This window comes from Amycolatopsis xylanica (assembly GCF_900107045.1).
In the GTDB taxonomy this organism is placed as follows: domain Bacteria; phylum Actinomycetota; class Actinomycetes; order Mycobacteriales; family Pseudonocardiaceae; genus Amycolatopsis; species Amycolatopsis xylanica.
Window position 1 is genome coordinate 915614 of sequence record NZ_FNON01000001.1, and the last position, 21075, is coordinate 936688.

The 21075-nt window shown below is 70.7% G+C and carries 19 protein-coding genes; all 19 read left to right on the forward strand.

Annotated elements, in window-relative coordinates; translation table 11 throughout:
- Positions 1-10: 10 nt before the first annotated feature.
- The 19 genes from BLV57_RS03980 (at position 11) to BLV57_RS43605 (ending at position 20981) form a co-directional block, all read left to right on the forward strand.
- Positions 11-1318, forward strand: coding sequence for a tetratricopeptide repeat protein (locus BLV57_RS03980; RefSeq protein WP_091286663.1), 1308 nt, complete (start codon positions 11-13; stop codon positions 1316-1318).
- A complete protein-coding gene (locus BLV57_RS03985) occupies positions 1315-1695 on the forward strand; it encodes a hypothetical protein (protein ID WP_245757141.1) in 381 nt (126 codons plus the stop codon). Before BLV57_RS03980 ends, BLV57_RS03985 begins: the two co-directional genes overlap by 4 nt.
- 120 nt (positions 1696-1815) lie before the next feature.
- Positions 1816-2355 (forward strand): sigma-70 family RNA polymerase sigma factor, encoded by a 540-nt coding sequence (locus tag BLV57_RS03990; protein ID WP_245757142.1) that lies wholly within the window; start codon positions 1816-1818, stop codon positions 2353-2355.
- On the forward strand, positions 2355-3071 hold the full coding sequence (locus BLV57_RS03995) for a hypothetical protein (protein WP_091286666.1): 717 nt from the start codon (positions 2355-2357) through the stop codon (positions 3069-3071). The genes BLV57_RS03990 and BLV57_RS03995 overlap by 1 nt, the downstream gene beginning before the upstream one ends.
- Before the next feature lie 503 nt (positions 3072-3574).
- Positions 3575-5302, forward strand: coding sequence for an ATP-binding protein (locus BLV57_RS04000; protein WP_143046976.1), 1728 nt, complete (start codon positions 3575-3577; stop codon positions 5300-5302).
- On the forward strand, positions 5275-6084 hold the full coding sequence (locus BLV57_RS04005) for a Pvc16 family protein (protein ID WP_091286672.1): 810 nt from the start codon (positions 5275-5277) through the stop codon (positions 6082-6084). The genes BLV57_RS04000 and BLV57_RS04005 overlap by 28 nt, the downstream gene beginning before the upstream one ends.
- Positions 6085-6103: 19 nt before the next feature.
- Positions 6104-7246 carry a phage tail sheath family protein gene (locus BLV57_RS04010; protein WP_091286674.1) on the forward strand — a complete coding sequence of 381 codons (1143 nt, stop codon included), beginning with the start codon at positions 6104-6106 and terminating at the stop codon, positions 7244-7246.
- Between the two features lie 9 nt (positions 7247-7255).
- Positions 7256-7696 carry a phage tail protein gene (locus tag BLV57_RS04015; RefSeq protein WP_091286676.1) on the forward strand — a complete coding sequence of 147 codons (441 nt, stop codon included), beginning with the start codon at positions 7256-7258 and terminating at the stop codon, positions 7694-7696.
- Complete coding sequence (locus BLV57_RS04020; RefSeq protein WP_091286678.1) at positions 7693-8061, forward strand: hypothetical protein; 369 nt, start codon at positions 7693-7695, stop codon at positions 8059-8061. The genes BLV57_RS04015 and BLV57_RS04020 overlap by 4 nt, the downstream gene beginning before the upstream one ends.
- Before the next feature lie 148 nt (positions 8062-8209).
- On the forward strand, positions 8210-8998 hold the full coding sequence (locus tag BLV57_RS04030; protein WP_091286683.1) for an eCIS core domain-containing protein: 789 nt from the start codon (positions 8210-8212) through the stop codon (positions 8996-8998).
- A 2-nt stretch (positions 8999-9000) separates the two neighbouring features.
- Positions 9001-9708, forward strand: a complete 708-nt coding sequence (locus BLV57_RS04035; protein ID WP_091286686.1) for a CIS tube protein — start codon at positions 9001-9003, stop codon at positions 9706-9708.
- Positions 9705-11345 carry a phage baseplate assembly protein V gene (locus BLV57_RS04040; RefSeq protein ID WP_091286688.1) on the forward strand — a complete coding sequence of 547 codons (1641 nt, stop codon included), beginning with the start codon at positions 9705-9707 and terminating at the stop codon, positions 11343-11345. Before BLV57_RS04035 ends, BLV57_RS04040 begins: the two co-directional genes overlap by 4 nt.
- Before the next feature lie 13 nt (positions 11346-11358).
- Positions 11359-11697 (forward strand): hypothetical protein, encoded by a 339-nt coding sequence (locus BLV57_RS04045; RefSeq protein WP_091286690.1) that lies wholly within the window; start codon positions 11359-11361, stop codon positions 11695-11697.
- Positions 11694-12083, forward strand: coding sequence for a GPW/gp25 family protein (locus BLV57_RS04050; protein WP_091286693.1), 390 nt, complete (start codon positions 11694-11696; stop codon positions 12081-12083). The genes BLV57_RS04045 and BLV57_RS04050 overlap by 4 nt, the downstream gene beginning before the upstream one ends.
- Entirely contained in the window at positions 12080-14203 is a 2124-nt protein-coding gene (locus BLV57_RS04055; protein ID WP_091286696.1) for a putative baseplate assembly protein, read from the forward strand. The genes BLV57_RS04050 and BLV57_RS04055 overlap by 4 nt, the downstream gene beginning before the upstream one ends.
- Complete coding sequence (locus tag BLV57_RS04060) at positions 14200-15828, forward strand: phage tail protein (protein ID WP_091286698.1); 1629 nt, start codon at positions 14200-14202, stop codon at positions 15826-15828. The genes BLV57_RS04055 and BLV57_RS04060 overlap by 4 nt, the downstream gene beginning before the upstream one ends.
- 16 nt (positions 15829-15844) lie before the next feature.
- Positions 15845-17833 carry a hypothetical protein gene (locus tag BLV57_RS04065; protein WP_091286701.1) on the forward strand — a complete coding sequence of 663 codons (1989 nt, stop codon included), beginning with the start codon at positions 15845-15847 and terminating at the stop codon, positions 17831-17833.
- A gap of 8 nt (positions 17834-17841) precedes the next feature.
- Positions 17842-18048 (forward strand): hypothetical protein, encoded by a 207-nt coding sequence (locus tag BLV57_RS04070; RefSeq protein WP_218134586.1) that lies wholly within the window; start codon positions 17842-17844, stop codon positions 18046-18048.
- Between the two features lie 2 nt (positions 18049-18050).
- Positions 18051-20981: an eCIS core domain-containing protein gene (locus BLV57_RS43605; RefSeq protein ID WP_218134588.1), complete on the forward strand. Its 2931-nt coding sequence runs from the start codon at positions 18051-18053 to the stop codon at positions 20979-20981.
- Positions 20982-21075: the final 94 nt, after the last annotated feature.

A 21075-nucleotide genomic window follows, 5' to 3' on the forward strand; every position in this document is an offset into this window, starting at 1 on the left:
GGCCTGTCCGATGTCAGCCTCACGAAGCGGCATCCGGCGCCTCGGACCGCGCGCGGTCCTGGTCGTTCTCGGCGCCGCACTGCTCGCGGTCACGATCGTCGTGTCCGTCCCGTCCGATCCACCCGGCCCGGCCGTCGTGACGAACGCGCTCGACCGCGCGATCACCACGGCGCGGGACAAGCTGGCCCGCCGCGACCAGGATCCGCGGACCTGGGCCGAACTCGGCGCCGCCTACGTCGAAGCGGCCCGAGCCCACTCGGATCCCACCTACTACCCGAAAGCCGAAGCGGCGCTGCGCAAGTCCCTGGCCCAGCAGGCCGACGGCAACGGAAAGGCATTGGCGGGCCTGGGCGCGCTCGCCAACGCCCGGCACGACTTCGCCGCCGCCCGCGACTGGGGTGAGAAGGCGAAGGCCGTGCTCCCGGACAACGCGGAGGTGTACGGCGTGCTCACCGACGCCTACACCCAGCTCGGTGACACCGAGGCGGCCACCACCGCGCTGCAGCGCATGCTGGACCTCAAACCGGGCGTCTCGTCGTTCACCCGCGCCGCCTACGAGTTCGAGCTGCACGGCCGCGTCGACGACGCCCGTAACGCGCTCGACCGGGCGTTGGCGGACGCGATCGACCCCGGCGACATCGTGTTCTGCCGCCACCTGCTCGGCGAGCTCGCGTTCGACAACGGAGACGTCGACACAGCCGAGCGCCACTACGACGCTGGCCTGCGTGCGGTCCCGGACGCGGCGTCGCTGCTGCAGGGCAAGGCGATGGTCGCGGCGGCCCGCGGCCGCACCCAGGAAGCGCTCACGGGCTTCCAGGCGCTCGTCTTCCGGCAGCCGAACCTCGGGAACCTGCAGGCCTACGCCTTATTGCTTACGTCGACCGGTGACCTGGAAGGGGCAGGCCGCCAGTACACGATCATCGAGCAGCAGCAGAAGGTCGACGCGGACTCCGGCGCGAACATCGACCTCGAGGCGTCACTGGTCGCCGTCGACCGGGGCAACGCCGCGCAGGCGCTCGAACTCGCCGAAGCGGAGTGGGCCCGGCGGCACCCCGTGTTCGTCGCGGACGCGGTGGCCTGGGCGTTGCACCTCAACGGCCGCGACACCGAAGCCCTGCCCTACACCGACCAGGCCGCGCGCACCGGCTGGCGCAACGCCACGTTCCTCTATCACCGCGGCATGATCCTCGCCGGGCTCGGCCGCAAGCCCGAAGCCGTCACCGCGCTCGCCGAGGCGCTGCGGATCAACCCGAACTTCTCCGCCGTCGAGGCGCACGCCGCGCGGACCACGCTGGCGAGATTGCGAGATGCCGGATGAGCCCGACTGGAAAGGCCGTGAAGACCATGTCCGTACCTGCCCGCGCCGTACTGGTCACCTTGCTCTTCGGCGCCGTCGCGTGCACGGCGACAGCCCCCGACCCCGGCCCGCGCTTCGACGACGAGACCGCCAACGGGGTCGTGACCGAGCTGAGCTGCATGAAGCACCAGCCGCAGCCGCCCGGTCCGCGCTACCACGACGACAAGCTCAGGCGCACCGACGAAACGCTGACCCTGCTGCGCTACTACACCGCGAACGGTGGCAAGCCGTACTGCGACGGACAGCGTTTCACCGAGACCGACCGGCAGTGGGTCGCGCTCTACGTCCGGCTGGGCGCGGACCGGAAGAACGTCGCCGCGCTGCTCGGCGAAGGCTGAGCCGCTGGGGGTCGTGAGTGTTGCGGCCGGTTAGAACCGGTCGTAACACTCACGACTAAACCTCACGAGGGGTGAGCGCGTCATCGGTACGTGACAAGGTTCCAAGCCCCGGAGGTGTGGGTGTCGGAGAGCGCTCGTGAGGCCGACCGGCCTGCCGCCGTCGAAGACGCCGAGTTCTCCTTCGAAATGCTGTTCCACCAGCGGTTCGAGACGATGAAGCGGCTGGCGTACCTGCTCGGCGCCGACGACGCGGAGAACATCGCGCAGGAGGCGTTCGCCCGGCTGCACCAGCGGTGGGCGCGGCTGGACGACCCCGCCGAGAAGGCCGCCGCCTACCTGCGGACCACGGTGATCAACCTGTCACGCTCACGCCTGCGGCACCTGCGGGTGGTCAGGCGGTCGCCGCGCGAGGTGCTCTTCGACGAGGAGTCGGCCGAGTCGCACGCCTTCGCCCGCTCTCGGCATCGTCATCTGCGTGAGGCGCTGCGGTCGCTGGCCCGGCGCCAGCGGGAGGTACTGGTGCTGCGGTACTGGATGGACCTGGACCAGGCCACGATCGCCGAGACGCTCGGGATCGCCGTCGGCACGGTCAAGGCGACGACCTCGCAGGCACTGGGGAAGCTGCGCGAACGGCTCGAGCGGGAAACGGGGGAGTGGTGATGGACGAGTTCGAACAGCGCGTGCGCGCCACGCTCGGCGAGCTCGCCGACTCCGTGCCGGCGAGCCCGCACGCCTGGGCCGAGCAGAACCGGCGGCGCGGGCGGAAGCAGCGGTCGCGGCGGGAGACCGTGCTGGTCGCCGTGGCCGCGTCGGTCGTGCTCATCGCGGCCGTGCTGGTGCCGTCGATGCTGATCCGGCAGGATCGGGAGCAGACCCCGGCGAGCCAGGGACCGGTACCTGGCCCCGTCTACGTGCCCGAGCAGGGAGCGGAACTTCTTGCCGGGCCGTTCGTGCTCACCACGTCCGTCCACAACGGACAAACATGGAACGCCGTCGCCTACTTGGTCTCCGGAGACAAGGCCACCCGGTCGCCGATGCTGTGCACCTGGTTCGGCGCGGCGGGCACGGCCATCGCGGGCGCCGGGCCGGGGAGCACGTGTTATCCACTGCCCGCAGACAAGACCCCCCAGCCTGCCGTGGCCGGGCACGGACTTCCCGATGGCGCGGCGGCTTCACCGCCCCACGGCGTCTGGGTGTTCGTGACCACTTCCCGGGTCGCGTCGCTGCGTGTGTACAACCGGGACGGTGGCATGTCCAAGCCGAGGCTGGTCGGCGGCGGAGGCGGCTACAGCCTGTTCTCCGGCGAGTACACCGACCCCGGCTGGTTCGACGCGTATGACGCACACGATGTGTTCATCGGAAGCGGCGTGCCCTGATTCGCGTGTATCAGGAGTGAGGTGGCGCCCTCTTACTTAGGCAGCGAGTGCCTGAGCGAGAGGTGGGTCCGGGGTGAATTCACTGTGGCGCGGGTATTCGGGTGGTTATTTTTCGCGGTGGTGTCCGAATGGGGTGATCAGGTCACAGGCGGGCAGCGATCCGGGCGTTCGGTGTTACGCGGTGGGTGCGGGCCGCGACCGAAGGGGAGAACGCGTGTCTCGCCAGGCGGGAGGGGGCTGCGGTGGCTGATCATGGCGTGCGCGAATCGTTGGCGCGCACGAAAAACCTCGCGTTCCACCGGCTTGACGCCATTCTCGCGCACGGGCTCGCCGAGGCGCGCGCACGTTTTGACGGTGATCCTTTTCGCGGCCTTTATGTCACGGCCGAGGATGCCGTAAAGGCATTCGAAGATCGAAACTTCGGTCCACAAGGGATCGAGCCCGGCTGGAATGAGATCACGGCGGCCGAACCGGGGTGGGGATGGATACGCGGCACTTACGCGTTGACCGATCTCGAACTCGATGTGCTGCTGATCGCGCTGGCGCCAGAAGCTGATCTGCGATACGAGCGGCTTTACGGATACCTGCAGGACGATGTGACACGGCGGCGGCCGAGTGTCCATCTGGTACTGGAGTTGCTGGCGGGGACGCGGGGCGTGTTCGGGGCCGAGGCGCCGCTGCTCGGCCAGCGGCTGGTCGAGCTGGTGGCGCCGGGGCAGCAGGTCGCGCCGCCGTTGCCCGCGCGGCTCGTCGTGCCGGACGACCAGATCGTCGACGTGCTGCTCGGGCTGGGGGAACTCGACCGCACGCTGGCCGCGTGCGGGGTGCGGCTGACGACCGGACACAAAGACTGGCCTGCCGTTCCGCTGGACGACGCGGCCGCCCTGCTCGACAGCATCGAAGAGGGCAAGACGAGGTGGTACTTCCGGGGGCCGGAGGGGTCGGGGCGGCGGTTCACCGCGGAGGCGGTCGCCGGGGAACTACGGGTGCCGGTGCTGGCCGCCGAGCTGCACCGGCTCACCGACGGCCCGTTCCGGCTGTTCCGGGAAGCGGCCTTGCACGGCGCGCTCCTCTACCTAGACGGTGTCGACGCGCTGACGGCCGACCTGGCGCGAGCCATGGCCCAGCACAAGGGCATGGTGATACTCGCGGGCCAGCGGGAGTGGACGCCGAGGGCGGGGGAGCCGCTCGGCGTGCGCGAGGTGTCGTTCGAACGGCGCGGCTTCGCGGTGCGCAAGCGAGTGTGGGAAGGCCACGGGGTGCCGCCTGAGCTGGCCGACGAGCTGGCGGGCCGGTTCCGGTTCGGACCGGGGCAAGTGGCCGAGGCGGTCGCGACGGCGGGCAGCCGGACGTGGGACGAGTTGTTCGCGGCAGCGCGGGCGCAGACGCGGCATCATCTCGCGGGGCTGGCGACCAAGGTCGAGCCCAGGGCCGGGTGGGACGAACTGGTCCTGCCCGACGACTCGGTGACCCAGCTCCGGGAGATGTGCCAGCGGGTGACGCTCGGCGGGCGGGTCTGGCGGGACTGGGGGTTCGACCGGCGGTTCGCCAACGCGGGCGCGACCACGGCGCTCTTCGCGGGGCCGCCGGGCACCGGGAAGACCATGGCCGCCGAGGTGATCGCCGGTGAACTGGGGCTCGACCTGTTCAAGATCGACCTGTCCGCGGTGATCAGCAAGTACATCGGGGAGACCGAGAAGAACCTCGACCGGGTCTTCGCCGCCGCGGCCGACGCGGACGCGATCCTGCTGTTCGACGAAGCCGACGCGCTGTTCGGGAAGCGCTCCGAGGTGCGGGACGCGCACGATCGCTACGCCAACATCGAGACCGCGTACCTGTTGCAGCGAATGGAACAGTACGACGGCATCGCCATCCTGACCACGAACCTGCGACGGCATCTGGACGACGCGTTCACCCGCCGCCTGCAGTTCATCGTCGAGTTCCCGTTCCCCGACGAGGTACGACGGTCCGCGATCTGGCGGGTCTGCCTGCCCGCCGAGGTGCCCACGAGCGAACTCGACTTCGAAAGGCTCGGGCGCGACTTCCAGCTCGCCGGAGGCAACATCAAGAACTGCGTCCTGCACGCCGCTTTCCTTGCCGCGGCGGGGGAAACCGCGCTCGGCATGGACCAGATGCTCGACGCGATCAGGCGAGAGTACCGCAAGATGGGCCGGATCCTCCCCGAACCAGGAGGAGGTGCCGCGTGTTCCACGACCTCGACGCCACGCTGAGCGCGATGCTCGGCGACGCCGCGGCTCCCGAGGAGCTGCGCAACGCCCATGTCAGCTTCGAGAGCCCCGACCGGTCGTATTCGCCCGCGCAGAAAACGGTCAACCTCTTCCTGCACGAGGTCGCCGAAGACCGCGCGCTGCGCGACGACAGCCGGATGCTCGAACGCGTCGACAACGTCTACCGCACCCGCTCGCCCTTATTGCGGGTCAGCTGCATCTACCTGGCCACCGCCTGGTCGGCCGAGACGGCCGCGCTCAAGGCACGCGAGGAACACCGGCTGCTCGGCCTCGCGCTGCTGTGGCTGGCCAAGTTCCCGGTGATCGAGGACCGCTTCCTGCAAGGCGGGCTGGCAGGCCAGCCGTATCCACTGTCCACAGTGGTCGCGCGGACCGCGGAAGGCCAGTCGATGGGCCACTTCTGGAGCGCGCTCGGCATCGCGCCCCGGCCCGCGTTCTCGGTGAGCGTGACCATCGCGATGACCTTGGCGCAGCCGGAGGAGCAGTTCCGGGCGGTCGAGGGCTTCCGGCTGGAGAGCATGTCGGCGGAACGCCCGGTGCTCGCCGGGCGGGTGCTCGACCAGGCGCTCGCGCCGGTGGCGGGCGCGAGCGTGACCGTGGTCGAACGCGGGACGCGCGTGGTCTCCGACGCGCGCGGGCTGTTCACCGTCGCCGATCTCGACTTCGGCGGCTACACGCTGCGGGTGCAGGCCGCCGGGCACACGCAGGACGTGCCCGTCGTCTACGCGAAGGACAGTCAAGTGCACAACGTCGTGCTGGCGTGAGAAGCCCCGGGAGGGCGAGATGGTCGACTACGAGAAGAAGGCGCCGGGCGTCTACGTCGAGGAGATAACGCCCGCCGGGCCGATCGCGGGCGCGGGCACCAGCGTCCCCGCGCTGATCGGCACGGTGAAGGACCTCGGCGCCAACACCCCGGGTAAACCGGTCGCCGTCACCAACTGGACCGCCTACCTGGGGTTCTTCGGTGACTACAAGGCCGGGCTGCAGCTGCCCTACGCCGTGCGCGGGTTCTTCGAGAACGGCGGCACGTTCGCCTACATCGTGCCGATCAAGGACAACTCCGGGCTGGACGCCGCGCTCGACGCGCTGACCAGGCTGCCCGACGTGAGCATGGTGTGCCTGCCCGGTGTCGTCGACCCGGCGGTCCAGGCCAAGGTGATCGCGCACTGCGAGGCACTCGGCGACCGGTTCGCGGTGCTCGACGGCGCGCCGGACACCCAGCCGCTCAAAGCGGGCGGGCCGTTGCAGGCGCAGCGCGACGGTCTCAAGTCCGACAACGGTTTCGGCGCGCTCTACTGGCCGTGGATCGTCATCGCCGACCCGGCCGCGCAGCCGGGCGCCGCCGCGACCGTGACCGTGCCGCCGTCCGGTCACGTCGCGGGGGTGATGGCACGCTGCGACGACACGGTCGGCGTGCACAAGGCACCCGCGAACGAGACCGTGCGCGGCGCGGTCGACCTCGACTTCGCGCTCAACGACACCGAACAGGGCGCGCTGAACTCGCGCAACATCAACGCCATCCGGCGGTTCCCCGGCGGCCCGCCGCTGGTGTGGGGCGCGCGCACGCTCACCGCGGGCACGCAGTGGCGGCACGTCAACGTCCGCCGACTCGTGTCCTATGTGGAGGATTCGATCAGGCAGGGCATCCGCTGGGCGGTCTTCGCGCCGAACAACAAGGCGCTGTGGAAGGGGCTAGAACGCACGATCACCGAGTTCCTCACCCGGGTCTGGGAGGCAGGCGCGTTGTTCGGGACCAGCGCCAAAGAAGCGTTCTACGTGCGGATCACCGAGGAGCTCAACCCGCCGGCCGTGCGCAATCTCGGCCAGGTGGTCATCGAGATCGGCCTCGCGCCCACCCGGCCGGCCGAATGGATCGTCTTGCGCATCGGCCTGTGGGACGGCGGCGCACGCGGACTCGAAGGTTAGGAGAGGGAAATGGCTCAGACAGGTCAGCGGGTCGATCCGTTCCGCAACTTCAACTTCCTGGTCGAACTGGACGATATCGCCGAGGCGAGCTTCAGCGAATGCACCGGGCTCAGCTCGTCCACCGAGGTGATCGAGAACCGCGAAGGCGGTGACAACACGACCGTGCGCAAACTGCCCGGCAAGACCAGCTACGGCGACCTCACCCTCAAGCGCGGGCTCACCGGCTCCCGGCTGCTGTGGGACTGGCGACAGCAGATCGTGGACGGCAACGTCGTACGCAAGACCGGCGCGATCGTGGTGTTCGACCTGGCCAACCAGACCGAGGTGGCGCGGTGGAACTTCGTCCGCGCGTGGCCGTCCAAATGGGAGGGTCCGGCGTTCAACGCCAAGGGCAACGACATCGCGATCGATACGCTCGTGCTCGCCCACGAAGGGCTGACCAGGGTATGAGCACGCTCAGCACGGAGATCGGGTTCGAGCTGCCGAAGGGCTACGTCGGCAAGGACGGCAGCCTGCACCGCGCCGGCGTGATGCGGCTGGCGACCGCGGCCGACGAGATCTATCCGCTGAAGGACCCGCGCGTGCGCAACTGGCCCGCGTATTTGATCGTCATCCTGCTTTCCCGGGTGGTGGTCAAGCTCGGCGCGCTCGAGGAGATCAACGCGGGCGTCATCGAGGGGTTGTTCTCGGAGGACCTGGCGTATCTGCAGGACCTCTACAACCAGGTCAACGGGCTGACGCCCCGGGTCGTGACGGTCGAGTGCCCGCACTGCGGCCGCGGCCACCAGGTGGAGGTGGAGCCGCTGGGGGGATAGCGGGCTACCCCCTGGACCGGGTCCACCAGGAGGCGGCCTTTCTCGGACGGCATGTGCATTGGACTCTCACCGAGGTGCTCGGCCTCGACCACGCGCAACGGCTGCGCTGGGTGGGCGAGGTCGCCGATCTGGTGGAAGGAGGCGACGGATGAAGACGCTGGGTGAACGGCTCGACGAGGCGGGGCAGGCGCTCGCCGGCCGGCACGCGCCGATCGAGCCCGCCGGTGGCCGGTTCGCGCCGGTCCTGCGCCGCGCCGAGCGGCTGGCGGCCGGGTTCGGGGACCGCTTCGAGCGCACTGAAGCTCCATCGGCTCCCTTGGTCCGGCGCGCACCCCAAGCCACCGAGGAAACCACCACGGCCGTCGAGCAACCGTCCACAGTGGAGCCACCAGAGCCCGGACGGCCGGTCCCGGCGGACGTGCGGGCCCGGTTGCGCGAGGTTTCCGGGCCTGGGGCGGACGTCCTGCGGGTGCACGACGATCCCGCGGCGGACGTGGTCGCCCGCGAGCATCGGGCCGACGCTGTGACGACCGGCGCCGACGTCTACTTCCGCGAAGGCCGTTTCCGGCCGGACGAGCCCGCCGGATTCGGCCTGCTCGCCCACGAGACGACCCACGTCAGCGCCCACCTGGAACCGGGCAAGGCCGCGCGCCGCGCGACCGCGGGCGGGATCGCGGCCGAGGAGAACCTCGCGGTGTCACACGAGATCCAGGCGATCCATCCCACTCACAGCGCCGAATCACCGAGCCCCGGTCTCACCCCCGGCCAACCCGCGCAGCCGCCGTCGGCGCCGGGAGCCCAGACGCCGATGACCGCGTCCACCGACCGCGAAGTGCCCGCCGCCGCGCCGGAGCCACTCGACCTCGGCGAACTGCGCCGCGGCCTGATCGACGACGTCATGCGCCTGCTGCGCACCGATTTCGAGCGGGGAGGCTGAGCATGCTGCCGAAAAACACCCCCGCCATGCCGGTCGGCAACGAGCTGGCCAAGGCGCTGCTCATCGACACCACGACGGGCGTCGGCCACTCGGTCATGTACAACCCCGAGGAGCTGAAACTCGACCAGGGCAACGTCTTCGCCGAGGTCGGCATCCCCGGGCTGGACGCGCCGCCGGTGCAGTACGTGCGCGGCAAGCCGCGCGTGCTCACCATGGAGCTGTTCTTCGACACCTACGAGATCCCGGCCGACGTCCGCGAGCACACCGAGCCGATCGTCCGCCTGCTCGACAAGCGCCAGCAGACGCACGCGCCGCCGGTGCTGCTGTTCCTGTTCGGCCGCATGCAGTTCCGCTGCGTGCTGGTCGAGGCGGGCCAGCGGTTCACGCTCTTCGTCCGCGACGGGACGCCCGTCCGCTCGACCATGACCGTGCGGTTGCAGGAGTACGTCGAGGCCCGGATCGAGATCAAGCAGGGCGTGTTCTTCGGCTCACCGACCGTCTCGGCCGTGGTCAACGCGGTCGGCGACGCGGTGGTCTCCGGCCCGTCGACCGTGCACGTCACGGTCGCGGGTGACACGTTGAGCGGCCTGGCCGCCGCCTACCTCGGCGACGCGGGACGCTGGCGCCAGATCGCCGAGGCCAACCAGGTCGAGGACCCCACGCACCTGCCGCCCGGCCGGTCGCTGGTGATTCCGGGGGGACGGCCATGACCCCGCCGTTCGCGCCGCGCTTCGAGGTCCGGCTCTCCGGTGTCACACTGGCCGCCGACCTGACCGAGCACATCCTCTCGCTGGAGGTCGAGACCGACCTCGACCTCGCGGGCTCGTTCAAGATCACCATGCACAACGCCGACAACAAGCTGCTCGACTCGGCGCTGCTCGATCTCGGCAAGACCGTCGAGATCCACCTCGGCTACGGCGACGAGCTGGTCCCGGCGCTGCTCGGCGAGATCGTCTCGATCGAGCCGTCGTTCCCCAAGGACGGGCCGCCGACGATCACCGTGTCCGGCTTCGACAAGTCGTACAAGATGCGCCGCGTCCAGCCGGAGGCGACCGAGTACCGGTTCATGAACGACAGTGTCATCGCGGCCAGGATCGCGGTGGAGAACGGCCTGATCCCGATCGTCGACCCGACGCCCGGCCTGCCGAAACAGGCGATCAAGGTCGAGAGCGACATGGCGTTCCTCAAAGCGCGGGCGCAGCAGTACTTCTTCGACGTCTACGTCGACTGGGACAAGCTGTACTTCCAGCTGCCCCGGCCGCAGTTCGGCGCGCACGTGCTCGAATGGGGCCGCAACCTCACCGCGTTCCGCCCGCGCATCTCGGCGGCCGGGCTGGCCGGGCTGCAGATCGTGCGCGGCTACAACCAGGAGCTCGCGCAGACCATCTACGGCGCCGCGCTGGCCGCCGACTTCGACATGGACAACCTGGTCGAGCGGATCGGCAGCTCGGCGGTCGACCTGCTGATGTCCTTGGCGCGCAAAGGAATTCGCAAGCAGACGATCGAGAACCCGCTGGACGCGATGGTGCTGGCCAAGTCACTGCTCGCGGATCTGCTGGAGGGTATGTACGAGGGCTCCGGGGCGTGCATCGGGATCCCCGAGCTGAAGGCGGGCCGGTACGTCACGATCCGAGGCGTCGGGCGCCGGTTCAGCGGGACGTACCGGGTCCGCAAGGTCACCCACCGGATCGACGGCAACGGGTTCACCACCGAGTTCTCGATCACCCAGCGCGGGCATTCCAGCCTGACCGGCCTGCTGCGCAAGCACATCTCCGAGCTGCCGTCGCCGAACCAGCCCGAACGGTTCTACGGCGTGGTGGTCGCGGAGGTCCAGGAGAACAACGAGCTGCTGGACGTGCCGCCGCAGGTGCCGATCGGCCGGGTGAAGGTGTCGTTTCCCGGCCTGTCGGACAATTTCACCAGCGGCTGGGCGCCGTGCGCGCGCCCGATGGCGGGTAAGGACATGGGGTTCTACGCGTTGCCCGAGAAGGGCGACCAGGTGCTCGTCGCGTTCGAGCACGGCGATCTCACCAAGCCGTACGTCATCGGCGGCCTGTGGACGGTGAAACAGCTGCCACCCGCGTCCAATTTGGACGGCATGAACAGCAAGCGGGTGCTCAAGAGCAAGGCAGGGCACACGATCACCTTCGACGACACGCTCGGCGTCGGCAAGGTGACCATCGAGGACAAGGCGGGCAGCTCGGTCACGCTCGACTCGGTGACCCGGTCGGTGACCATCAGCTCGGCGGGCAACCTGACGATCAAGGCACTCGGGAACATCAGCCTCGAAGCCTGCGGCGGGATCACGAAGATCTCGATGACACCGTCCACAGTGGACGTGACCTGAGCGAGGGGGAGCGATGGTGAACGTGCTCACCATGGACGGCACCGTGACCTGCGGCCATGTGCCGCCTGGAACGCTGCGGCCGACGAGCGCCGCGAAGCTCGCGGTACGCGGGTTCCCGGTGCTCGTCGAGTCGTCGATCGCCGTCATCGGACCGGGCTGCACGGCCAAGCAGGCCGGTGACGCTCCGTGCGTCAAGACGGGCCCGATCGTCGCCGGACGGGCAGTGAAGCTCAGGGCGGGCGGCATGCCGGTGATCCTCGCTTCGCTGGCGGGCCCGACCATGGGTATCAGCGGCGGCGTCCCGGGCAAGCTGACGGTCACTGCCGCGCAGCTCAAGCTGGTGGCGTCATGAGCGAGCGTTTCTACGGCAGGGGACTGGCTTTCCCGTTAGGACTGACCGAGGGCGGGCTCAGTGAGTCGGCCGGCATCGCGAAGGTCGAGGAGTCGATCCGGATCATACTCGGCACCCGGTGCGGGGAACGGCTGATGCGCCCGCGTTTCGGCTGTGACCTGCACAGTCTCGCGTTCGCGCCGAACAACGCCTCGACCGCGAACCTCGCCCGCTACCACGTGACCGAGGCGCTGGCCCGCTGGGAACCGCGGATCGAGGTGCTCGAGGTGACGGTCGCGAACGACAACCTCGCCGCCGCGCTGCTGATCGACATCCGCTACCGGCTGCGCGTCACCCAGGACATGCGCAACCTCGTCTACCCGTTCTACCTGGAGCGTGCGCGATGACCTCCCCTTCGCGGCGCGGGCGGATCGTCCCGCCGAACCTGGACGACCGGACCTGGCAGGACCTGGTCGACGAGATGCGCGCGCTCATCCCGAAGTACGCTCCACAGTGGACCGACCACAACCCGGGCGACCTCGGCATGACGCTCATCGAGCTGTTCGCGTGGCTCGGCGAGGGCGTGATCTACCGGCTCAACCAGACGCCGGTCAAGAACCACCTCGCGGTGCTGAATCTCCTTGGTGTGACGAGGAATCCGCCCGCGCCGGCGCACACCCACCTGACCTTCACCTCCGGCGCGGGCCGGGTGGTCGTGCCCGCCGGGACGCAGGCGCAGAGCGCGGCACGGGAAGGCCGTCCGCCGGTGGTGTTCGAGACCGATCAGGACGTCGCCGTGCTGCCGACCACGTGGAAGGCCGCGCTGCTGATCGGGCCGTACGCGACGGGCGCGGCCGCGAGCCAGTACGACGAGCTGGCCGCGACCCTGATCGGTCCGCCGACGGGCCGGTATCTTCTGCGGGTCCCGCCGGGCCAGACCGTCCAGCTGTGCCTGGGTTTCGACCGGCGCGTCGCGGACGAGTTCGCGATCGGGCACCGGTTCGCGCACCCGGCGGCCGGCCAGGTTTCCGTGCAGTGGACGCATTCCAAGGACACCGTCGAGCCGATGGCGTGGCCCGCGATCGCGAACGTCGTCGACGGCACCGACGCGTTGCACCGTGACGGGACGGTCCGCGTCACCCCGCCGGACAGCTGGGCGGCTCAGCGCGCCTCGGGGCCGCCCGCGCTGAAGCCGTGGACCTCGGTGACCCCGCGCGACCCGGCGACCGCCCCCGCCGACCCGCTCTTCTGGCTCGGTGCCCGCATCACGAACCCGGGCGCGGCCACGGTCGCGGTCGAGGTCGACCGGCTGCTGTTCAACGCGGCCCCGGCACGCACCGCGCTGACCATCCGCACCCCGGAGCTCCTCGGCCAGAGCACCGGCGAGCCGTTCCAGGTCTTCCAGCTCCAGAAAACCCCGCTGTACCAAGGACCTGGGGGAGACGGACTGGTGATCCAGGTCGGCACCGGCAGCCCGCCCGCGTGGCAGGACTGGACGCGCGCCGCCACCCTCCCGCACGGGCCCGGCCGGGTGTACCTGGCCGACCCGGTTACCGGCGAGATCCGCTTCGGCGACGACGAGCACGGCTCGATTCCCCCGTCCGGCGGCCAAATCCGGGCGCTGAGCTACCGGCACGTCGACGCGGGCGCGGCAGGGAACGTCGGCCCCGGGCAGGTCAGCGTGCTCGGCACGACCCGCGCGGGCGCGCTGCCCGCCGGGATCACCGGGGTGACCAACGCCGGGCCGGGTCTGGACGGCGCCGACGAGGAGACCGTCGACGAGACGGTGCGCCGCGCCCCGGCGGAGTTCCGCGCCCGCGACCGCGCGGTGACCGCCGAGGACTTCGAGCTGCTCGCCACCGAAGCCGGGGACAACGTCGCGATCTGCCGGTGCCTGAGCCCGCGTTCGAAGGGCGACGACCCGTGGACCTACGCCGGGATCGTCAGGGCGCCCGGCTCGGTCACCGTGATCATCGTGCCTGATCAGGGCATGTCGGTCGCCCGGCCGGAACCGGCGCAGGAGCAGCTGCGCGAGGTCCGCGCCTACCTCGAGCCCCGGCGCGAGGTGACCGCGCATCTGGAGGTCCACGGCCCGCGCTACCTGCCGGTGGCCGTCAACGTCGAGCTGGTCGTCTGGCAGGAGGCGATCGACGCCGGGGCCGACCAGAACCAGGTGCGCGCCGAGATGCTGGCCGCGATCGGCCGGTTCCTGCACCCGACCGCGGGCGGGCCTGGCGGCGCGGGCTGGCAGATCGGGCAGCCGGTGCTCACCTCGGACCTGCTGCGCGCGATCGCGCCGTCGGAGGACCTCGGGTACCTCTCGGTGCTGCAGGTCCGCCCGGACATCCCCGCCTATCACTTCCCGCCGCTCAACCCCGATGGCACCGCGGCCAACTACGACCAGGACAACGAGCGGCCGTTCCGGCTCTCGCCCTTCGGCGCCTCGGTGCGTGTCGCCGATTACGAACTCGTGTGCGCGGCGGCCGACAGCGCGCACACGATCAAGGTCACGGTGCAGGCCGCATGACCGCGAACAGCGACTACCTCAAGTACCTGCCACCGGTGCTGTGGGAGGACTCCGGCGAGTTCTCCCTCGGCGCGATGCTGCGGATCTTCGAGAAGGTGCTGACCGGCATCGACGACGGCGTCGAGCTGGCGCACGGCGATCACGCGCACGGTCCGCTCACCGACGAGGTCGAGCGGCGAGCGGGCGTCTTCGATCCGTGGGCGACGCGGCCGGAGTTCCTGCCGTGGCTCGCTTCGCTGGCCGGGCTCGACTTCCCCGCGCCACGCGGCGCCGATCTGTGGGACGAGTACCAGCGGCGCAAGGTGGTTGCGGAGATCGCGAAACTCCATCGCCTGCGCGGCCGCAAACTCGGCCTGAGCCGGTACCTCGACCTGCTCGGCGCCGGTCAGGCACGCGTCGCGCTGGACGACGGCACCCGGCTGCTGGCCGTCTCACCGAGGCCGGGGCGCGGCGCCGTGGTGACCGGCATGGTCACGAAAGGCCCGGTCGTCGTCGGCCGCGAGGTCCGCTCCGAGGGCGTGACCAGGCCGTGGTGCCTGACGACCGCGCCCGACGGCGGCCTGATCGTCGGCGATCTCGGGCTGCCGGACGGACTCGCGGTGCAGCTGAAGAACCGGGTGTGGCACCTGGACGCGGCGGGCGCCTGCGACATGGCGGGCGCGCCGCCGAAGCCGCTGCCGATCGCCAAGACCACGCTCACGCTGACCAGGGTCGTGGCCGTCGCCGTCCGCAAGAACCCGGACACGCTCTACGTTCTCGACAGGGCCGGGCGCCTGCAGGCCGTTCCCGCGCCGTTCCGCACGGGTGCCGCGACACAGCTGACCTCGCTGATCAGCGGCGGCACGACCTTCGCGCCGGTCGCGATGGCCGTCGACGCGGCGGGCGACCTGATCGTGCTCGACCGCGGCGACGGCCCCGGCACCCCGAACCCGCCCAAGATCATCACCGTCCGGCCGTCGCCGCTCGCCGTGACCCGCACGCCGCTGCGCACGGTCCGCGAGCCGCTGTCACTGGCCATCGAGCCGGACGGGACCTTGCTCATCGGCGACGGCGGCGTCCAGGAACCAGAGAATCCCGCGCAGTTCCCGGGAAACCTGGTCAAGGTCGACCGCAGGACTCCCGTGTGGACGGAGACCACACTGCTCCCGGCGGCCAATCCGCTGGTCGCGCCGACCGGCCTCGCGCGCACCCGCGACGGCTCGCTCTACGTGCTCGACGCCGGGCTGAAGCCGTTCTCGCCGTCGACCACCGATCCGTACATCTGCCCGGTGGCCGAGCACGCCGCCGTGCTCCGCGTGGACGCGGCCGGGCGCGCCGAGCGGATCACCGAGCCCGGCCAGTTCGTCTATCCGACCGGGATGGTCGCCGACGGCGACCGCCTGGTCGTCTGCGACCCAGGGCAGCCCGCGGGTGGCTGGCCCGCCGTCGACCCGAGATTGCTGCTGAGCCGGGTGCGGCCGTTCCAGTTCGACGTCGTCATCCACTTCGCGCAGCCGAGGCTGCCGCCTGATCAGGACGCGAGGCGGCTCGTGCTCAACCGGGCGGTGGTCACCATCCGGACCATCGTCGACCGCCAGAAACCGGCCCACACCGTGTGGAACCTGGTCACCTCGATCTTCTCGTGAGCGAAAGGAGCCGGTGATGCTGCGGCGAACCGAGTATTGGAATGTCAGCACCGGCACTGTCCGAAGTGGAGCGACCGGGCACGGCGAGACCGTGACCGACGTCGAGGACTACCTCATCCCGCTCGACCGGGCCCGCACCTCTGGCCTGCATGGCTGGGGTGTCGCGGCCGGGCTGCGCGTGACGGCCACCGTCGGCTCGGCCGGGGTCACGGTCCTGCCGGGGACGGCGGTCGACGCGGCGGGGAACGTGGTCGTGCTGGCCCCGGGCGGGCTCGCCGTGGTCGATCCGACCGTCGATCCTGATCAGCTGCAGAACGTGCCGACGGTGCCGGTGGAGGTGACCGGGGTCGGCGTCGCGACCGCGCCCGGCGACTTCCTGCTGACGCTCACGTGGCGGGAAGTGCTGGGGGACAACACGGTCGCGAACGCGCCGGCGCTGCTGCACGCGCCGTGGCTGCGGCTGGTCGCGGCGGCCGGGTTCGCCGATGTCGGCAAGCAGATCGTGCTGGCCGGGGTGACCGTGGACGCGGACGGCAAGGTCACCGCGCTGACCACCGGCCTGCGGCATCCGGCAGGGCTGCCCGCGGGCAAGCTCGAACTGAGGATCCCGCGTGCGCGGCGTGAGGGCACGGCGCTGAGTGCCGATCAGGGCGCCGCGGCGGAACTGGCGGCCGACGCGGACGGCAACGTCGTGCTCTCGCTGTCTGGTGACGTGCCGCGCAAGGCGTTGACGGTCGAGGCCGCCACCGGGCGCGTGGACATCTTCGGCGAGCTGTCGCTCGGTGGGCTGTCGGCGGTGTCGCCGGACGGCGGCCGGTTGGTGCTGAACAAGAACAAGGCGTTCGCGAGGGGCATTTCCACGCCCGGCAGCCTGGCCGTGGCCGGGCTGAACGTGGGCGGCGCGAACGGTGGCGCGGAACTGGGCGCCGGGAATCTCGGGGTGGCGGGCTGGCTGCGGGTCGGCGGCAACACGACGCTGTCGAACGCGATGCTCGCGGTCATCGACAACACCCCGGAAAACACCTGGAACACCGCCGCGTTCTTCAAACCCGCGTGCGGTCCCAACTGGAGTCACGTCCACTGGGGCACGACGGGGGACTGGTACATCCGCTCGGCGTCCGCGGGTGGCAAGGTGGTCATGCAGGATTCTGGCGGCCGGGTCGGCGTCGGCACCAGCGCGCCCGCGACGACCTTGGACGTGGTCGGCACAATCGGGCTCAACAACCGGCTGGCGATCTCCAGCGGTGACTCGTACCTGCGGCTGAACCAGAACGGGCAGTTCACGTCCGGCGTGCACACCCCGAGTGTCTTCTCGTCCGTCAGCCTGAACGTCGGCGGCGCGTTCGGCTGGGGCAACCCCGGCACCGGGAACCTGGCGGTCACCGGCCGGGTCGGCATCGGCGTCGAGGATCTCCGCACCGCCAGGCTCACCGTCAGGAACGACGGCGCAGTGCACGCGATCTGGGCGATCGCCGACGGCGACCGCGCCGGGATCTGGGCGGTCGGCAGACCGGCCGGGCTCTTCTGGGGCAACGTGGACGTCCGCGGCACGTTGACGAAGGCGAACAACCAGTTCCGCATCGATCACCCGCTCGACCCGGCGGGCAAGGTGCTGTGCCATTCGACCGTCGAGAGCGACGAGATGAAGAACGTCTACGACGGCGTGGCCGAACTCGGCGCGGACGGCTCCGCGACCGTCGAAGTGCCGGAGTGGTTCGAGGCGCTCAACGAACGGTTCCGCTACCAGCTCACCCCGATCGGCCGCGCCGCGCCCGGTCTGCACATCGCCGCGGAACTCGTGGAAAACCGGTTCGCGATCGCGGGCGGCGAGCCGGGCGACAAGGTGTCCTGGCAGGTCACCGGCGTCCGCCACGACGTCTACGCGCGGGCGCATCCACTGGTCGTCGAGTCCGAAAAGGACGAAGCCGACCGGGGCAGGTACCTGTTCCCGGAACTGCACGGCGAGCCCGTCTCACGGGCGATGGGATACGTCGAGCCGGAGTGAGGACAACGATGGGAGAGGTGATGGGCGTGCTGGATCTGCTGGAAGAGAGGCTCGCGGAGCTGAAGCGCGAGTACCAGGTCGGCGACGGACGGCTGCGCGAGCTGAGCCGCGAAGAGGTCGAGCTGCGCGAGACGCTGTTGAGGATCAGCGGCGCCATCCAGGTACTCGAAGAGCTGCGGTCCAAGAACGGCTCCGAAGAGCTGACGGTGGGGTAGCGGTGGACGGTCCTGTGCACGACCGGGCGAACGCCGGGCCCCGGGCGGCGAGCCCGCGCGCGGCCGGCGCCCCGCCGATCCCGGATGCCTTGGCGGAGTGGCAAAGCGGCGCCGGAAACCAGGCGGTCGCGGCGCTGCTCGGTTCGCCCGGCAGGGCACTGGACCCGGCGGTCCGATCCTTTATGGAGCGACGGTTCGGCACGGACTTCGGCCAGGTTCGGGTGCACACGGACGCAGCGGCGGCCAAGGCGGTTCACGCACGGGCGTTCACCTTCGGCGAGTCGGTCGTGTTCGGGCCCGGCCAGTACGCGCCGGAGACACCGGAAGGCACGGCCGCGCTCGCGCACGAACTCGCGCACGTCGTCCAGCAACGGGCGGGCGGGACCGGTCAGGCGCAAAGTCCCGGCTTGGAAGCCGACGCGGACCGGGCGGCTTCGGCTGTGGTCGCGGGGAAACCGGCCGCGGTGTCGGGCGGCGCGCCGGTCGGGGTCGCCCGGCTGCCCGAGACACCGGCCGCGAAACCCGCCGCCGAGCAGCGCTATGAGTGGGTCGACGAGAACGGCAAGAAGCAGCAGGGCACCGCGGCCGAGCTGGCCGAGCTGCGCAAGCAGGCGGAGAGCCGGGTCAGGCGCGGATTGCGCAAGGCCAAGGATTACGCCGAGAACAGCCGCTCGACCCACGAGTGGTTCATGAAGGACGTGCACGGGACCGCCGAGTCACTCGGCGACGTCGTGCGCCACCCCGGCTCGTTGATCGGCATCGCGGTCGACATCCGGTCCGGCGTCGTGCCGCCGCACATCGGCATGTGGAGCCACGCCATCCGCGCGGCCAAGGACGGCGAACGCGTTCTGGCGGAAGGAAACCTGCGCGAGGCCGCCCGGCTGCTCGCGATGGCCGACCGCGACTACCGCGACAACGTCCGCGAATGGAACGCCTACATGGACGCGATCCAGAAAGGCGGCCAGAAGCTCGTCAGCGAGCTGGAGGTGGTCCGGGACGTGTCGTTCGCCATCGCGATCACCGCCGCGGTCATCCTTGCGGCCCCGGTGGTCGCCACCGGCGTGGCGGCGACGGGCGCGACCGGAGTACTGGCCACCGGGGCGACCGCGCTCGGCACCGGCGCGGTCGGCGCCGGATTCGGCGGCGTGCTGCGCGGCGGCTCGGCGGCGGCCGGTCAGAAGATCGTGCACGGCAAGGTCTCCGGGAAGGAGGTCGCCGCCGAAACCAAACGCGGCGCCCGCGAAGGCTTCGTCACCGGCCTCACCGCGGGCGCGGCGAAAGGCCTCGGCAGCGTGGGCGGCGAGGGCACGTCGTTCGGGCAGCAGGTGGTCCGCCGCGCGGCCGTCGAAGGCAGCACCAACGCCGTCGGCCAGGCGACCGACGCGGCCTTGCAGGGCAAATCGGGCGGCGAGGTCCTCGAAGCGGGCGGCATGGGCTTCGCGACCGGCGTGGTCACGGCCCCGCTGGGCCCGGCAGGCGCGAAGATCGCGAAGGGCCGTCCGCTGCTGGGGAAGAGCCTGGGGATCGGCGCGGCGCCGGTCATCGCGGGCGGCGTGACACTGGCCTCGGGCGGCACCTGGCAGGACGCGGCGACCAACGCTTCGATCGCGGCGGTTTCGGCAGGGTCGGTGGGCGCGGCCAAGCAGCCTGCCCGGCGCGTGCGCGTGGCGACCAAGGGGGAGGCGCCCAAGGTCAGGGTCGCCACGCACGACGAGGCCCCGAAGACGCGGGTCGCCACCGAGGCGGAGCCGGTGGGCGTTCCCCACGAAGAGCCGCCGAAACGCGCGGCCAGGACGCGGGCCACGGAACCCGCGCCGAAACCCGCGACGGAGCCCCAGGCCGCCGCGCCGAAACCCGTGACCGAGCCTCTCGCACCCACCCCGGCTCAGCCGTCCACCCCGCCCCAGGCGGCCGCGCCGATCGACCGCGTCGCAGCCCAAGAGAACGTCGTGAACGTGGCCAAGGACAAGCTCGTCGCAGCGGGGATCCGGGTCAAGAACGCCACCACGGCCGTGGCCACGAAGGAGGCCGAGCTGACCTCCGCCGCCCGCCGCCTGTCGGAGGCCAAGACGAACCAGCGGAAAGCGGCCACCACCGCCGAGGCCGCGACGAACGCGGTGGGTGAAGCCAAGCCCGGATCGAAGCGAGCGGCCATCGGCGCCCGAAAAGAAGCCAGGGGCGAACTCCAGAAGGCCGCCTCAGAGCTCGCCAGCGCGGAAAAAGCCTACAACCGCGCCGACGACGCCTTGGTCACGGCAAAGAACAGGCTGGAAACCGGCAAAGCGCAGCTCAAGAACCGCGCGGCCGACCTCAAGACATCCCGTGAGCACCTCGAGAACGTCAAGAAGTGGGTCTCGGAACCCGGCGAGGCACCACGACAGCGCCGCGGCGAACCGTTCAGCGAGAAGAACCGCAGACCGAACCTCGGCGAGTTCGACGACCTGCCCGCCCACAAGGTCCAGCGGCCGGGCGACACCACGCACGACCCGAACGCGCGCGTCCGCGTGTTCAAGGGCAAGGTGCGCTCGGACCTCCAGGCCGAGCACACCGCCCTCGTCGCCGAGCTCGAGACGGCCGATCGGAAGAAGGCCGCGGAACTCGGCCACGCCTACGAGCGCCTGATCGGCGAAGACGTCACCCGAGGCGGCGACGCCCCGAGGATGCGGTCCGACGCGGGCGACAAAACCCGGGTCAGCGACCACGGCGTCCACGAGTTCACGGTCGAAGGCGAGATCTCCGACGGCAAGCTCGACCAGCTCTGGCGCGACCTCCTCACCCCGACCCCCGGCGCCTCGAAGGCCCGCGACACGGCCCTGCTCACGGTCCCCAAGCTGACCCCCACCTCGGGCACCCGCCTCGCCAAGATGGCCGCGGCTTACGAGGCCCTCACCGGCCGCCGCCCCCTGATCATCGTCCGCGAAACCATCCCCTGACGCCGGGGGTCGTGAGTGAGGTGACAAGGGCGCCCCTTGTCACCTCTAGCGTGACAAAGGTGGCCCTTGTTTCCACCCCGGAACCGGGCGCAGG